The sequence below is a fragment of the Methylobacter psychrophilus genome (assembly GCF_025583945.1).
Taxonomy (GTDB): domain Bacteria; phylum Pseudomonadota; class Gammaproteobacteria; order Methylococcales; family Methylomonadaceae; genus Methylobacter_C; species Methylobacter_C psychrophilus.
The window spans coordinates 1-15254 of record NZ_JAOEGU010000069.1; the positions used below are offsets into that span (position 1 = coordinate 1).

Consider the following 15254-nt stretch of genomic DNA (forward strand, 5'->3'; position numbering starts at 1 on the left):
CCACCGCATCAAAACTATCATCGGGATAACCCAGAGCCAGCATGTCGCCAACGTGAAACTCAATGTTTTCCAAGTGCCTGACTTCGGCCTTGGCTCTGGCCAGATCAATCAGGCGTTCGGCAAGATCTGCCGCAATAACGTGTCCATCCGGCCCAACCATTTCTGCCGCCGGCAACGCAGAACCTCCGCTGCCTGAACAAACATCCAGCACGCGTTCGCCCGGTTGCAGATTGATTCGTTCAATGGTTCGCCTGCCAAAGCGATGCCAAAAAGAGCTGACCGGATGGTCGAAGTGATCTGCGGCGGCATTGTAGGCTTTCGCTGCCTTCGCTTTTGCCTCATCTGTGTTTTGGCCATTTTTGCCACTGGTGCCTAAAATGTCTATTTCCACTGACTCGATCATGATTACTCTCTCGTTGAATTAGTTTGTGACGATTAGTTTAAAAAGAACTGATCAAGCTTTGTTAATTTTTACCTTACGGCGTAAAACCGTTTCCTGAAAAAAATGCTACATTTACTGGTGCAGTAAATGACCGGCACCCCGATTGGTTGTCCAGGCCAAAGGGGACAAGCCTGATTGGCGGCATTATCACAAACCGTGATCACAAAATTGCGGGCTATGACATCAGGTTTAGCAAACTCATTCCAGCTATAAACGCTAAAGGGCAAGTAGGTTAACGTGACCAAAAGGAAAACTACCGGTGCTGGAAGCCTGAAACAGGCCATTACGCTATTTACTTAGGAATAAACACGAAATAGTTTGAGCAACAATTGTAAAATTGTCGCTTCACGAATAGCAATGTAATGTCCGAATCGCGTTGACAGGATACACTAAAAACCATGAAAATTGATACTGTTAAGGCACATCGCAATACCGCACACGACTGGTCCAAAAAGAGATACCAGTTTTTTATGCCTTATGCGAAACAAGGCCAACCCTGTGGATAGAATAATGAGTAGATTTAAAAAAACGGCGGCAATGGCTTGGCTGATTGTGGGAACGTTAGTGAGTATAAGTATCGGAACAGCAGCTGGTGTGTCTGTCATGGGTCCAAGGCTTCGGCAATGGCGATCAGGATCGTTACAATAAGCACAGCCGACTTAGTGTGCGTGCCGTTCGGGCTTTTTAATTTAGATTTTTTATAAGACAATCGATGTCATATATATTGCGTTAGGAATGAATGAAACAAGACGAACATTACCAAATAATTAAAGCTGATGATTCCCACGCCGATTTCCTTACCGATTTCGGACGAAGGTCTTTTATCGATACTTATAAAGATACCTTATCATTAAGAGATTTGGAGGAATACACCAACGATGCATTTTCAAAATCAACTATAACTGCTGAAATCAACAATCCCTCAGTTATCTATTTTGTATGCCGAGATTTAGAATCAAACCTGTATGGATACTCAAAATTAATCCTGTCTCCTTCTCCCGCATGTATTAATCCCGATCGTACTATCGAACTTCAACGTCTTTATGTTGATGAAAGCTACAGAGGACGAGGGATAGGTAAGCTACTATTAATGCATGCTGAGTCACATGCCTGGAATCGAGGTTTTCGCAGTATTTGGTTGCGGGTCTGGAATGGAAACGTCATCGCACAGAGGAAATATTTAAATTGGAATTACTTGGTGGTTGGAAAAGAAAAGTATCAAGTTGGAGGGGATGCAAGAACCGTGATTCTGATGCGTAAATACTGCCAAACAAATAATGTTTTAAATGAGCGCAATTGTGTTATTTAGATGTCAGCCACTAAAACACACGATGAAAGAAAACCTGACCATTCTATAAGCCTTACCTAAATTTGAACAGACCAAATAACCTGATAACGGAAATTTCAGATCTACTATTGGCTGGTAGCACGAGTTTAATTATTTAAATTAGCTGGTCACTTTCGTGAGTATTGTCCCATTTAGAAATCTGGCTTGATTGCCTGCAAGGCATAGCGAGACTTTTCGTACAGTTGAATTTCAAGGCTCAGCCCCCTTATTAGACCAAACCTAAATTAAATGATATTATACCTTTTGCTTACTATATTTATTTCTCTATGCCTTCTAAATTTGGCTTTCTAAGTTACGAAATCAGTCACGTCATTCGTCAGCGTTTTAATAAAAAAGCTGAAAACATCGGTTTAACCCATGCCCAATGGCGCGTCTTGGTACATTTGTCCGGTAATGAAAACTGTCGCCAAATTGATCTGGCCGAAAGCCTTGAAATCAAACCAATTACCCTGGTCAGGCAAATTGACTTATTGGAAGCCGCAGGGCTGATCAGGCGTAATAAAGATACTAGCGATCGACGAGCTTATCGCCTTGAATTGATGCCTAAGGCGTATCTGGTTATGCAGGAATTATGGAATATTGCCGACGCAGTAGAAGCCGAGGTACTTGGCACCCTAACAGTCAGCGAACAAGAAACCTTAACTACCTTGCTTGAGCGAGTTAAAAACAGCATTAGCCCAAGTTCCTTGTCCAAAGCTGTCGCTTAGAAGAATTAATCTTCCGCATTATTCAATCAAGCTTTTTTATCAGGTGTTTGGCGGTATCTTTTACTGATCAGTTTTATAAAAATGACGAGACATTTTCTATGCCTGCGTCGTTGTACTTAAAGGAATTACATGCTCTTTTTATCAAAAAAACAGGATTGGCTCGGCAATATTCGCGGGGATCTGCTGGCTGGAACTGTCGTTGCCCTGGCTTTAATTCCTGAAGCCATCGCCTTTTCGATTATCGCCGGCGTTGACCCTAAAATCGGACTTTATGCGTCTTTTTGTATTGCGGTAGTAACGGCAATTGTTGGCGGCAGGCCAGGCATGATAAGTGCGGCAACGGGGTCTATGGCGTTGCTGATGGTGACCTTGGTCAAGGATCACGGATTAGAGTATTTGCTGGCAGCAACGGTATTAACCGGCATTTTTCAAATCATTTTCGGTTATCTACAGCTCGGCGGCTTGATGCGTTTTGTTTCGCGTTCGGTGGTCACGGGCTTTGTTAATGCGCTGGCAATATTGATTTTTATGGCGCAATTACCGGAACTGACCCATGTAAGCTGGCATGTTTACGCGATGACGACTGGTGGATTGGCGATTATCTATCTATTTCCCTACCTGCCTCTGATCGGCAAGACCTTACCGTCGCCGTTAGTGTGCATTGTGCTGTTGACCGGTATTGCCATGTATTTACATCTGGATATACGCACCGTTGGCGACATGGGTGCATTGCCTGATACCTTGCCGATTTTCCTCTGGCCTGAAGTACCGATGACGTGGGAAACCTTGCAGATTATTTTGCCTTATGCAGCCGGATTGTCGGTGGTTGGTTTACTGGAGTCGTTAATGACCGCCACTATAATCGATGATTTAACCGATACGTCCAGTAATAAAAACCGGGAATGTAAAGGTCAGGGGCTTGCCAATATCAGTGCCGGCTTATTGGGGGGCATGGCCGGCTGTGCGATGATCGGTCAGTCTGTCATTAACATTAAATCAGGTGGGCGAGGACGTCTGTCGACATTAGCTGCGGGAGTGTTTTTGCTGGTCATGGTAGTTTTTCTGGATACCTGGATTTCCAAAATCCCGATGGCCGCCTTGGTGGCGGTGATGATCATGGTCTCGATCGGTACTTTCAGTTGGCGCTCCATTGTCCAATTAAAAGAGCATCCTTTATCAACTATCATCGTCATGATAACTACCGTTATTGTGGTGGTATGGACGCACAATCTGGCCTTTGGTGTCATAACCGGCGTGTTGCTGGCGGCCTTATTTTTCGCCAATAAAATCGGCCATTTCATGGTGGTAAAATCTGCTCTGGATGAGCCAACCAATACCCGAACTTATCAGGTAACAGGTCAAGTCTTCTTTAATTCAGTCGATAAATTTACGGTAAGTTTTAATTTTAAAGAAGCCGTTGATAAAGTAATCATCGATTTACAGCGCGCACATTTTTGGGATATCTCTTCAGTTGCTGCACTGGATAAAGTGGTGATTAAATTTCGACGTGAAGGTGCCGATGTCCGGTTACTCGGTATGAATGAAGCCAGCGCAACGATTATCGATCGTTTTGGTATTCATGATAAACCGGAAGAAATTGAAAAAATCATGGGCGGACACTAATGGCAACGAATAACAAAATGGTCGTAGCGAGTATTGATGGTTCGTTATTGACAGAAGCCGTCTGTGATTACGCCACCTGGATTGCGCAAGGAATCAATGCACCGTTAAAACTGCTGCATACCATTGATCACCATCAAGAAGCCGCCGCGATAACTGATTTATCCGGTAATATTGGTTTGGGTAGTCAGGAAACATTGCTCGAAGCGCTGATCTCTATCGAACAGCAACGTAGCAAGTTACTATTACAGCAAGGGAAATTGATAATTAATGCAGCAAGAAACCGCATTATTCAAGCCGGACTTGCCGAGCCTGTTACCGATCAGCGTCATGGTAATCTGGTCGAATCACTGATAGAAATTGAAGACAGTATTCGTGTCCTAGTTATTGGTTTACGAGGAAAAGCACATGAAAACCAACCGGATCAGATAGGTGCAAAACTTGAGTCTATCATTCGCTCACTACATACGCCTGTTTTGGTCGTTAACGCCGCCTTCAAAAAACCGCAACGTATCATGATTGCCTATGATGGCAGCAAAGCAGCAGAAAAAGCTGTCGATATGATTGCAACAAGTGCGCTTTATAAAGGCTTGGTTTGTCATCTGGTTTATGTCGGCAAAGATGATGCTGTCACTGAACTATTAATTGAAGTGGCTGCCAGTAAACTGAGGAATGCTGGCGGTCTTGAAGTGATCAGCAAAAAACTTTCAGGCAAGCCCAATCAGGCACTTTGTGACTATCAGGACAAGCACGCGATTGATATGATAGTAATGGGTGCATTCAGCCATACCCGTATCCATGATCTGCTATTAGGCTCCTTTACTGCCAAGATGCTGCTAAATACCCAAAAGCCGCTGCTATTGCTTAGATGATTACCCACGAGGCTTGCAGGTTACCAGCCCTTAGCTGGCAAACACACTATTCAATGTTATTAGTTGTTACTGCTTATGAAATGTATTCTATGGGGATTATTAAGTCTCGCGTTATTTGCAATGCAAAGTAGTATCGCTGAAAATACTAATGCTAACACGCAAAGTCCTGAATCAACGGCACTATAAACAATAATACTATTTATGAAACTGAATCTCTCAATGTTACCTGGAATACCCGTTTTACTCTGGGCGCTGATGGCAGCATTACCTTTATATTGTTCCGCTTCAGATTTTCTTAAAGTGGATGGAACGAATATCAGGGACAGTTATGGCGCGGGCAAAGATGTGCATCTTTACGGCACCAATCTGGGTGGTTGGAAGGTTCACGAACCCTGGATGTCGCCATTAGCCGGCGCATCAAATGAGTGGGATGCGCGAAATATTCTTACCGCTCGTTTTGGTGAAACGGCTGTCAGTGATCTATACAATACTTATTGGAATTCCTGGATCACAGACATTGATTTCAAGAATATCGCCGACGCCGGTCTCAACTGTATCCGTTTGCCAATATATGCGCTTAACCATATCGATGATGAGGGCAACTGGAGACTGGACGATAATGGTGCCATTGACTTATCCCGGATTGAATGGACCGTAAACAAAGCGCAGGAATATGGGCTCTACACCATTCTTGATTTACATGGTGCGCCGGGGTCACAAAACGGTGCCCATCATTCGGGCCGGCAAAACGGCACGCTACTTTATTCCACTCCGCGCTATCAGAATCAATTGGTAGCGCTTTGGGAAACCCTTGCTACGCGCTTTAAAGGTAATGCGGCGGTAGCCGGTTATGACCTGTTGAATGAACCCTCAGGGACCTTTCCGGGAGCTATGGGGCCTGAGGTGGTTAATCTTTACGACCGTTTGTATCAGGCTATCCGAAAGATTGATCCCGACCATATCATCATTATGGAAGCTATCTGGTGGTGGGATACACTGCCCAATCCCCAAGAGAAAAGTTGGGAGAACGTCGTCTATTCTTTGCACTATTACCAATGGCAAAACAATGACGACTTCGCGGTGATGAAAAGTGCTGTAGATGGATGGATACAGGATGCTAAAAAATGGAGTTCAGAATATAACGTGCCGCATTTTATAGGCGAATTCACGCTGTTCGGAAATACCGAATCCTGGAATTACGGACTTCAGCAATTTACAGAAACCGGCAGCCACTGGACTACGTGGTCTTATAAGGTGATGGGCCGCAATAACTGGGGTATGTACAACACAGCAGAGCAAAACAGCAATGTTGTCAATATCGATACAGATGATTTAAACACGATCAAATACAAATGGGGTCAATGGAACACGCCAGACTATTTTTCACCCAACCCTACCGTCATCAACGCGATGCAAAAAGCAACCCTAGGCTTAAACCTGAAGCGACCCACTCAAGTCTTTACGGCTAATGCAGAAAAACCGGTGCCACAAAACAATCCGGTGACAGTAGAAGTAGCCTTTAAGTTTGCTGGTACGCAGGCCTTAAAAAATGAAAGCCAGGAAGATACCTTAACGGCTCTTAAATCCGAAGTAGAACAAAAACCGGCTGTCAGTGAATTAAATATGGATGAAAAAATCAATATCGACTTGCCACAGGATAAGGATCAACTGCACCAGGAAGTCAATGAGTTAAAAGCCAAAGTGGTGATGCTAGAGGACCTGAATGAACCCCTGCTTCAAGACCAGCAGGTATTGCAACAACATGACGCTATCCTTAAACAAAAAGACCTGGAAAACCATTCGGTAAAACTGAATAACTCATAAATTACCAGCCACACTGAACATTTAAGAGCGTGCTGAATAAGAAAAAAGTGGCTTCCAACTTGCACGGTCAGTTGGAAGTTTATCGCTCATTGGCTAAAACCGAACCATTGGCCTAATTAGTTAATTTTTCTTTTACATATATTGCTGTCAAATAACCGGATATTGCGCCCCAAATTAACATATAAATACCGTGTAATATTATTTCAAAATTAAGTCTATAGGCTTCTATATTGTAATCATACAGGTAATCCGCTATCACAATAAAAACCGTTATAACGAGAGCATTTTTGAGTGTAAGTGCTTTTGCATACCAAAAACTAACCCCTATGACAAGAAAACCCACCAAAAATCGTAGACTGGCATGGATTATCCAATCAAGATTGGGTAAATAGGTTTTTAGTAGCGCTACATTTAAAAAATAGAGTAATACAGAGCCCGTAATAATAGAAAAAATAATTATTTTCATGAAATGACCTTTGTTGATTTAGACGATGTAAATAATTTTGTGTAACCACTTATTTCAAACCAGGTACCGTTTTGAATGGTCACCTACCTACCCTGCTGCGAGCACGAACCGATGCTCTGTTTGATGGACACTGACAGACGAGGATCGGCCGGCCATTGAATTAAAGGGTATACCAAACTTCTAGATAACTAGTTTCTATCCGTAACTTAACAGTTAAGATACGAATAGAATTGCTACGCATAAACGCGCTGAGAAAAGGTTATTTTATAGAGTAGATCGTGGTAACTTGCTGAGACAAGTAATAAATACCCATTTATAAAGAAATTAGCTGAGTTTGCGGTATAAAGTACTTCGGTCTAATCCGAGTATCCGAGCCGCTTGAATTTTATTGCCACCGGTTACTTCTAAAACATGGTGAATGTAAGCTTGCTGAATATCATCTACCGTCCATCCTTGTATTATAGCTAAGTCCAGAAAACCTTTGTCGCTGACCGGTATTTTCGATGCCTGGGCCAAATCTTCTAATAAAATGGTATCGTGTTCGGCAAGTACGATAGCGCGTTCCAAGGTATTGGCAAGCTCCCGGATATTACCCGGCCAATGATAGGCCCGAATCCAACGTAACACTTCCATCGAAATATTAACCGATCCTTGTTTGCCAAGACGTAGACAAATTGTATCGATTAATGTCTTGGTTAACTCGTCAAGATCCTCCTTACGCTCTCTTAACGGTGGCACTTCAAGATTAATCACATTCAGTCGATGATAAAGATCGAAGCGAAATTGCTTGTCGTTGACGCGCTGCTCCAGAGGCTGATGGGTAGCGGCAATTAAGCGGACATTGACCTCGGTTTCTTTAGTATCGCCCAACGCACGGACTTTTCCGCTTTCCAATACGCGCAGTAACTTAGGTTGTATTTCTAACGGTAGTTCAGCAATTTCATCCAGAAATAGCGTCCCTAAATTGGCTTGTGAAAACAAACCTGGCCTATCTTTGCTGGCATCGGTAAAAGCCCCTTTACGGGCACCGAACAATTCACTTTCCACTAAACTGTGTGGCAATGCAGCGCAATTAACGGCGATAAAAGGGCCTAGATTATTTTGACTGTTGTTATGGATCCAATGGGCCAATGCGCTTTTTCCGGTACCGCTTTCCCCCGTTAGAAGTATCGTTGAATTTACTACCGCCGCCCGTTTTGCCATACTCAACAATTGCTGCATACATGGGCTATGGGTTATAAAGATGCTCGAGTCGCTATTTTTATCACCGATATAGCCTATTTTTACTGCCGTACGCCGCATTTGCCGATCTTCAAGTGCATGTGTCACGGCAGAATAAAGATCTTCGATACGAAAAGGCTTGGTTAAAAAGTCGCATGCACCTGCACGTATACTTTGCATCGCTAAATCAATGGAACCAAAGCCTGTCATTAGTAATACCAACTGTTCAGGCCGTTTATGGTGTATAGCAGCCATTAATTCCAGTCCACGCATCCCAGGCATGATAATGTCTGATATCACAAGGTCAAAGGGCTCAATTTTGATAGCTTTAAGTGCTTCAGCAGTTTCTGTAAATCCGATGACCGAATAATTAACCTGTCGTAACATGTCAGTTAGATAATCAACAACACCTGGATCGTCGTCAATCACTAAAAGTCGACCACTTGTTGTCATCATAGAAATTTTCTCCAGGGCAATTGAATGATAAATAGGCTACCTTTTCCAAGTTCTGATTCGGCCATGACGCTACCGCCCATTTCAGTAACTAATGTCTTGACCACAGCCAAACCAAGACCAGTGCCACCTTGTCTACTACGAGTAGTAAAGAAGTGTTCAAAAATCTGGGCGAGATGTTCCTGGGCAATTCCTGTACCCGTATCGCCTACGGTAAGTTTTAGCGACGGAATTGTTTGCTCAGCATAGATAATCGAAGCCTGGGATAACTCGATAGTTATCGCGCCTGTATTAACAATGGCTGCTAACGCATTGGTGAGCAAGTTTAAAACGACCTGTTGGATACTATCTTTGTTAATAGATATTAGCGGCAACGACTCGGGGTGTACAAAAGTCATTGCTACTTCTTGACGCCGAGCTTCAAAACCCAGCATATCAATAACTTCAGCAATAGCTGCGATAGCATCACAGCTCACAGGCTCAGCCGAACTGCGGGGCGTAAAATCCAGGAGACGCTGGACTATTCGTGTGATACGGTCAGTTTGATCGACTAATATGTTGGCAATGCGGCGCACCTCATCATAATCATCATTGCACTTCGCGAGAGCCCTTGCCCTGCCGTTAACAATTTGTAATGGTGAGCCAATTTCGTGAGCAAATCCAGCTGATAAATGACCGAGCGTAATCAATTTATCCGCGTCTTGTAATGCCCTTTGTAATTTCTGCCGATGTTCTGTTTCAACATCCAGTCGACGGTAAGCCGAAAATAACTCGGCAGTCATCCGGTTAAATTCTTGTGTCACGGAAGCAAGTTCATCTTTACCATATACAGGTAAAGGTTTTGGGGGGTCTGTGCTGTACCTAAAAGCCCGCATGGCCTGACGAAGTCTTTGTAGGGGTAGAGAAATATAGATATGGCCTAATAAAAGGCAAAGCAAGGAAGTGAACAGAATGAAAGTAATGAAAGATAAAAGAATATAGATTTTGGTTTTACTTAACTTTTCATTCATCATTTTCAGTGACTTTATGACGGCCACATTGCCACGTAAAGTGCTTGATACCTCATTAAAGGGCATCGAAAAAATAAATAAGTAGGGTTCTTCCTCTGGATAATAAAATTGTTTCAGCTCACCATCTCTTGCCGCCTGGTATAAGGCAGCTTCGACTTTTTCCGGCCAGACCAAGCTTTCTGCATCCAAACTAATGACACTGCGGTTTTGAATATAGATGCGGACGTCGACAGAGGGTTTGATACGTTCTAATTACTGCATCAGTTTTTGCACGTCTCCAGTGTCATGATCACGCAACGAGTTTTCGACTGAAACCAGCAAGCTATTGGCTAATAAACGCGTGTCTTGCTCTACGGTATCTCGTAAATCCTGCGATTCAGATCGAATTTGATAGGTTCCATAAATACCAAAAACTATCAAACTTAAGGCAAATAAGGAAATCGCTAATTTATAAATGATAGGCATAATGAGATATTTTCCACTTAATTGTTGCAAAATGCAACAAGCTCATAACGTAATATTTGTAACTATTTAAAGTAAGTTTATGAAATATAGCAAGAAATAGAGAAAAAAATATATGGCGTGTTTTTTGCTTTTAGAATCTAAGAGACTATAAATATTTTCTATCATCATTGCAATTTTGTTCAAAAAATAACTCATTTTTTATGTATATAAAATTACTTTTGATAACCGCTTACCCCCCTTCACGGATTCAGTTTGGATGCTATTAATGGATAGATTGAAAAAAGTAACCGTAACGCTCAGTGAACAGGTTAAAAAATTCTTTCAGTTCAATTTCATCTGTTTAAACAATCCACATCCATGACTGAATGAAACATAACCACGCAATTTGTGCCATGGATAAAAACTCTACTTTGCATAACTACTAAAAATGAAAATTAGCCAAATACTGTTCCTTGCCTTGTGCTTAATTACGGCATCTTGTGACTCAAAAAAAGAAGCCAATACTATCGATACATATCAGGTGGTAACACCCCTAGTTAAAGATGCCACCTACAGTAACGAATATGTAGCCGAAATTCACTCGGTGAAATACGTCGAGATTAGAAGCAAAATTAAAGGCTACGTCGAAAAAATTTATGTGGACGAAGGCCAATCGGCAAAAGAAGGACAATTATTATTTAAACTTAACTATTTAACATTTGAAAAAGAATTGCAAAAAGCGAACGCGGCTCATAAAAGTTCTGTAGCCGCATTGAAGGCTACCGAAGTGGAATTAGCTAATGTGAAGCGGTTGGTGGAAAAAGAAATTATTTCTGAAACGGAGCTTGATGTAGCTAAAGCAAAGGTAGACGCTTTAAAAGCCGGCGTCGAGGAGGCTTTGGCAAACAAGGAGCAGGTAGCCTTAAAGCTATCATATTCACAAATAAAAGCGCCATTCAACGGCTTTATCAACCGTATTCCGAATAAAGTGGGAAGCTTGATAGCGGAAGGCGATATGTTGACTTCTATTTCTAACAGTCAGGAGGTATTTGCTTATTTCAACCTATCGGAAACCGATTATCTTAATTACATTTCTGCCGGGGGGGAAAAGACAAAAATAGTGAGTTTAAAACTTGCCAATAGTGCTCTCTATGATCACGAGGGAGAAATAGAAATGATTGAAAGCGAATTTGACCGCGCAACAGGTAATATTGCTTTTAGGGCAAGGTTTCCAAATCCCGATGGACTTTTAAAGCATGGCTCGAATGGCAAGGTGATTGTAAATAAAGAGCTTAAAAATGCTTTGCTCATTCCTCAAAAATCAACTTTTGAAATTCAAGACAAGCTTTATGTTTTCGTCGTTAATCAAGATAGTGTCCTGGAGCAAAGAAATATCATCCCCAAAATGCGGCTGCCAGATTTTTATGTCGTGGAATCCGGCTTGTCTAAAGAAGAAAAGATACTGTTCGAAGGTGTTGATGATGTAAAGGATGGCAACAAAATACATTCTGTTGAAGTCGATTTGGCAACAGCGATGTTGCCAAACAGTAAAGATTAAATAGGAACTAATACACATGACATCTAAATTTATTCATCGTCCGGTACTATCCATCGTCATATCTATTTTCATCACATTAATGGGCTTGTTGTCTTTATTCCAACTTCCTGTTACCCAGTATCCCGATATCGCGCCTCCTGAGGTCAATGTCACTACAAAATTTACTGGTGCTAATGCAGAAACCAGTGTCAAGGCAGTGGTAACACCTCTTGAGAGAGCTATAAATGGTGTACCTGGAATGGCATATATGAATACAGTTTCCGGTAATGACGGAGTCAGTATCATACAGATTATTTTTAAAGCAGGAACTAATCCTGATATCGCCGCTGTAAATGTTCAAAACAGAGTGGCAACCGTTTTGGACGAATTACCTGAAGAAGTAATTAAAGCAGGAGTGGAAGTTGAAAAAGTTCAAAACAGTATGCTGCTTTACATCAACATACTGAGCACCGATCCGTTATTAGACGAAAAGTTTCTGTTCAATTTTACAGACATCAATGTTCTTAAAGAAATTAAACGGATTGAAGGCGTAGGCTTCGCAGAAATACTGGGAGCACGGGAATATGCCATGCGAGTGTGGTTAAAGCCGGATATGATGCTGATGTACAACATTTCTGCTTTAGAAGTGATAGAAAAATTGAAAGCTCAAAATGTGGAAGCTGCACCAGGTAAAATTGGCGAAAGTTCCGGAAAAACCGCTCAATCGCTGCAATATGTTTTACGTTATACCGGAAAATACAAAACCCAGCATGATTACGAACAAATAATCATTAAGAGCAATGTAAATGGGGAGTTGATTCGTCTAAAAGATATTGCCGGCATTGAATTCGATTCACAAGGTTATAAAGTCGTTTCCAAGGAAAACGGGCAACCCTCTGCCGCCATAATATTAAAACAAAGACCGGGATCCAATGCTAAAGATGTAATAAAAGATATAAAAAAACTCATGGCTGATATTAAAGACGACTCTTTTTTACCCGGTATGGATTACACTCTGAGTTACGATGTTTCCGAGTTTTTGGATGCGTCTATTCATGAAGTCATTAAAACATTACTGGAAGCCTTCTTATTGGTTGCTTTGGTGGTGTTCATCTTTTTACAGGATTTTCGCTCAACCCTCATACCTATTATTGCTATACCGGTATCACTTATCGGCACTTTTTTCTTTATGCAGTTGATAGGCTTTTCCCTTAATCTTATCACGCTGTTTGCCTTGGTACTTTCCATTGGCATTGTCGTAGACGACGCCATCGTGGTTGTTGAAGCGGTACATGCCAAAATGGAGCATTCAGGCATCGGGCCACGCAAAGCAACCGAGCGCGCCATGCGTGAAATTAGCGGGGCGATTATTGCGATCACCCTGGTCATGTCGGCAGTTTTTTTTCCGGTCGCTTTTATGGAAGGTCCTACCGGAATTTTTTACCGACAATTTGCTCTAACCATGGCGGTTGCGATCATTCTCTCAGGTATCACCGCACTGACACTAACTCCTGCACTATGTGTTTTGTTTCTAAAAAAAGCCGATCACGCTGATACGCATAAAAAATCAGGACTTCAGAAATTTTTTGCCGGATTTAATAATCGATATAACAGACTGTCTGATAAATACAGAAAACTGATCGGTGCGATTGCCAACCGAAGGATTATTACGTTTGGAATCGTACTGGCATTTTCTGTGGGTACCGGTTTGATAGGGAAGTTTGTACCTGCAGGCTTTATTCCCGAGGAAGATCAAGGCACTATCTATGCCAATATCACTGCACCGCCGGGAGCAACCCTGGAACGTACTGAAAAAGTGGCGGATGAAGTGTATCGCATCGCATCGGGTTTGGATGCCGTCAATTCTGTTTCAAGTCTTGCCGGATTCAGTCTCCTCTCTGAAGGCACCGGTGCCGTTTATGGAATGAACCTCATCAGCTTAAAGCACTGGGAAAAAAGAACTGTCTCTGATAAGGAAATTATCAGCGTTCTTGAAGAAAAAACCAAACACATCAAAGATGCCGACATAGAATTTTTCACCCCCCCTCCTGTGCCTGGTTATGGCAATTCGAGCGGCTTTGAAATGCGCTTGTTGGACAAAACCGGCTCAAACGATCTTAAGCAATTGCAGAAAGTAGCGGATACTTTTGTAGAAGAACTCAACAATCGCCCCGAGATTATCAATGCCTTCACCACCTTCAATGCACGTTTCCCACAACTTTTACTGCATATTGACGGTGATAAGGCCGCTCAAAAGGGCATTACTGCCAAGAATGCCATGAGCACTCTGCAAACCCTCATAGGCAGTGAATATGCTACCAACTTTATTCGTTTCGGTCAGATGTATAAAGTCATGGTGCAGGCGCTGCCCGAATATCGTGCCCAACCTGACGACCTGATGAAATTGTACATCAAAAATGAATCCGGAAAGATGGTGCCTTTTTCTTCCTTTCTTCGTATTGAAAAAGTCTATGGTCCGGAGCAGTTGACGCGATTCAACATGTATGGCTCTGCCATGATCAATGGACAGTCTGCAAAAGGATACAGCAGCGGGCAAGCTATTGCAGCAATCAAAGACGTCGCCGCGAAAAAATTACCCAAAGGCTTTAGTTACGATTGGGCAGGGGCATCAAGAGATCAAGCCAACGCCGGCAATCAGGCTATTTATATTTTTATGATTTGTCTGTTATTTGTTTACTTGGTTCTCGCGGCACAATATGAAAGCTTCCTGTTGCCTTTAGCGGTGATTCTTTCTTTGCCAATTGGTATCTTCGGCGCCTTGTTTTTACTCATGATTATGGGCTTGGAAAACAATATCTACGCGCAAATAGCGATGATTATGCTCATTGGTATACTTGGAAAAAATGCCATTCTGATTATTGAATTTGCCACATTGAAACACCGTCAAGGAAAAACGCCATTTGAAGCTGCCGTGGAAGCGGGTGTGCTACGGTTACGCCCTATTTTAATGACCTCATTTGCGTTTATTGCCGGTCTTATTCCGTTAATGTTAGCCTCGGGTGCAGGAGAGATAGGTAACAACACTATCGGCTCAGCAGCAGCAGGGGGAATGATTTTTGGGACCATTTTCGGGGTAATTACTATTCCAGGGTTATATGTGATATTTGCAAGCATTGCCGATAAGTATCATCACGACGGAACCAATGAAGACGTTCCATTCACCAATACCTTCGCCAAAATTTAAGCAGCTCTCGCATGAATCCTGCCAATTTCTGCGGCTTGGAAGATACGGTCGTCGATTAAAAATGTGTCATCATTTTTGCCCAGCGAATTAATAATCCGCTGCGTG

The 15254-nt window shown here is 42.4% G+C and carries 13 protein-coding genes; 8 read left to right on the top strand and 5 right to left on the bottom strand.

What is annotated here, in order from left to right:
* On the bottom strand, positions 1–403 hold a 403-nt coding region (locus tag N7974_RS18640), incomplete at its 3' end, for a methyltransferase domain-containing protein (protein ID WP_262967055.1).
* Positions 404–952: 549 nt separating this feature from the next.
* Between N7974_RS18640 and N7974_RS18645 the strand changes: the two genes are divergently transcribed.
* The 6 genes from N7974_RS18645 (at position 953) to N7974_RS18670 (ending at position 6813) form a co-directional block, all read left to right on the top strand.
* The gene (locus tag N7974_RS18645; RefSeq protein ID WP_262967056.1) at positions 953–1090 is read left to right on the top strand and encodes a hypothetical protein; all 138 of its coding nucleotides are present in this window, start codon (positions 953–955) and stop codon (positions 1088–1090) included.
* 91 nt (positions 1091–1181) lie between these two features.
* Positions 1182–1751 (top strand): GNAT family N-acetyltransferase, encoded by a 570-nt coding sequence (locus N7974_RS18650; RefSeq protein ID WP_262967057.1) that lies wholly within the window; start codon positions 1182–1184, stop codon positions 1749–1751.
* Between the two features lie 305 nt (positions 1752–2056).
* The gene (locus N7974_RS18655) at positions 2057–2497 is read left to right on the top strand and encodes a MarR family winged helix-turn-helix transcriptional regulator (protein ID WP_262967058.1); all 441 of its coding nucleotides are present in this window, start codon (positions 2057–2059) and stop codon (positions 2495–2497) included.
* A 129-nt stretch (positions 2498–2626) separates the two neighbouring features.
* On the top strand, positions 2627–4120 hold the full coding sequence (locus N7974_RS18660) for a SulP family inorganic anion transporter (RefSeq protein ID WP_262967059.1): 1494 nt from the start codon (positions 2627–2629) through the stop codon (positions 4118–4120).
* Complete coding sequence (locus tag N7974_RS18665; protein ID WP_262967060.1) at positions 4120–4989, top strand: universal stress protein; 870 nt, start codon at positions 4120–4122, stop codon at positions 4987–4989. The genes N7974_RS18660 and N7974_RS18665 overlap by 1 nt, the downstream gene beginning before the upstream one ends.
* A 201-nt stretch (positions 4990–5190) precedes the next feature.
* Entirely contained in the window at positions 5191–6813 is a 1623-nt protein-coding gene (locus N7974_RS18670; protein WP_262967061.1) for a glycoside hydrolase family 5 protein, read from the top strand.
* A gap of 112 nt (positions 6814–6925) precedes the next feature.
* Here N7974_RS18670 and N7974_RS18675 read toward each other — a convergent pair whose 3' ends face one another.
* The 4 genes from N7974_RS18675 to N7974_RS18690 all read right to left on the bottom strand — a co-directional run bounded on the left by N7974_RS18675 (position 6926) and on the right by N7974_RS18690 (position 10428).
* Positions 6926–7279 carry a hypothetical protein gene (locus N7974_RS18675; protein ID WP_262967062.1) on the bottom strand — a complete coding sequence of 118 codons (354 nt, stop codon included), beginning with the start codon at positions 7277–7279 and terminating at the stop codon, positions 6926–6928.
* 324 nt (positions 7280–7603) lie between these two features.
* Positions 7604–8956: a sigma-54-dependent transcriptional regulator gene (locus tag N7974_RS18680; protein ID WP_262967063.1), complete on the bottom strand. Its 1353-nt coding sequence runs from the start codon at positions 8954–8956 to the stop codon at positions 7604–7606.
* On the bottom strand, positions 8953–10152 hold the full coding sequence (locus N7974_RS18685; RefSeq protein WP_262967064.1) for an ATP-binding protein: 1200 nt from the start codon (positions 10150–10152) through the stop codon (positions 8953–8955). The genes N7974_RS18680 and N7974_RS18685 overlap by 4 nt, the downstream gene beginning before the upstream one ends.
* Positions 10153–10215: 63 nt before the next feature.
* Positions 10216–10428, bottom strand: a complete 213-nt coding sequence (locus tag N7974_RS18690; protein WP_262967065.1) for a hypothetical protein — start codon at positions 10426–10428, stop codon at positions 10216–10218.
* A gap of 427 nt (positions 10429–10855) precedes the next feature.
* Between N7974_RS18690 and N7974_RS18695 the strand changes: the two genes are divergently transcribed.
* Together N7974_RS18695 and N7974_RS18700 are read left to right on the top strand one after the other, a co-directional pair.
* Positions 10856–11965: an efflux RND transporter periplasmic adaptor subunit gene (locus tag N7974_RS18695; RefSeq protein WP_262967066.1), complete on the top strand. Its 1110-nt coding sequence runs from the start codon at positions 10856–10858 to the stop codon at positions 11963–11965.
* Between the two features lie 16 nt (positions 11966–11981).
* Positions 11982–15149, top strand: coding sequence for an efflux RND transporter permease subunit (locus N7974_RS18700; RefSeq protein WP_262967067.1), 3168 nt, complete (start codon positions 11982–11984; stop codon positions 15147–15149).
* Positions 15150–15254: the final 105 nt, after the last annotated feature.

Excerpts from the sequence above, each read along its gene's own strand:
- N7974_RS18670 (WP_262967061.1), top strand. The coding sequence starts at position 5,191 with ATGAAACTGAATCTCTCAATGTTACCTGGAATACCCGTTTTACTCTGG.
- N7974_RS18660 (WP_262967059.1), top strand. The coding sequence starts at position 2,627 with ATGCTCTTTTTATCAAAAAAACAGGATTGGCTCGGCAATATTCGCGGG.
- N7974_RS18675 (WP_262967062.1), bottom strand. The coding sequence starts at position 7,279 with ATGAAAATAATTATTTTTTCTATTATTACGGGCTCTGTATTACTCTAT.
- N7974_RS18665 (WP_262967060.1), top strand. The coding sequence starts at position 4,120 with ATGGCAACGAATAACAAAATGGTCGTAGCGAGTATTGATGGTTCGTTA.
- N7974_RS18655 (WP_262967058.1), top strand. The coding sequence starts at position 2,057 with ATGCCTTCTAAATTTGGCTTTCTAAGTTACGAAATCAGTCACGTCATT.
- N7974_RS18695 (WP_262967066.1), top strand. The coding sequence starts at position 10,856 with ATGAAAATTAGCCAAATACTGTTCCTTGCCTTGTGCTTAATTACGGCA.
- N7974_RS18700 (WP_262967067.1), top strand. The coding sequence starts at position 11,982 with ATGACATCTAAATTTATTCATCGTCCGGTACTATCCATCGTCATATCT.
- N7974_RS18645 (WP_262967056.1), top strand. The coding sequence starts at position 953 with ATGAGTAGATTTAAAAAAACGGCGGCAATGGCTTGGCTGATTGTGGGA.
- N7974_RS18680 (WP_262967063.1), bottom strand. The coding sequence starts at position 8,956 with ATGATGACAACAAGTGGTCGACTTTTAGTGATTGACGACGATCCAGGT.
- N7974_RS18650 (WP_262967057.1), top strand. The coding sequence starts at position 1,182 with ATGAAACAAGACGAACATTACCAAATAATTAAAGCTGATGATTCCCAC.
- N7974_RS18690 (WP_262967065.1), bottom strand. The coding sequence starts at position 10,428 with ATGCCTATCATTTATAAATTAGCGATTTCCTTATTTGCCTTAAGTTTG.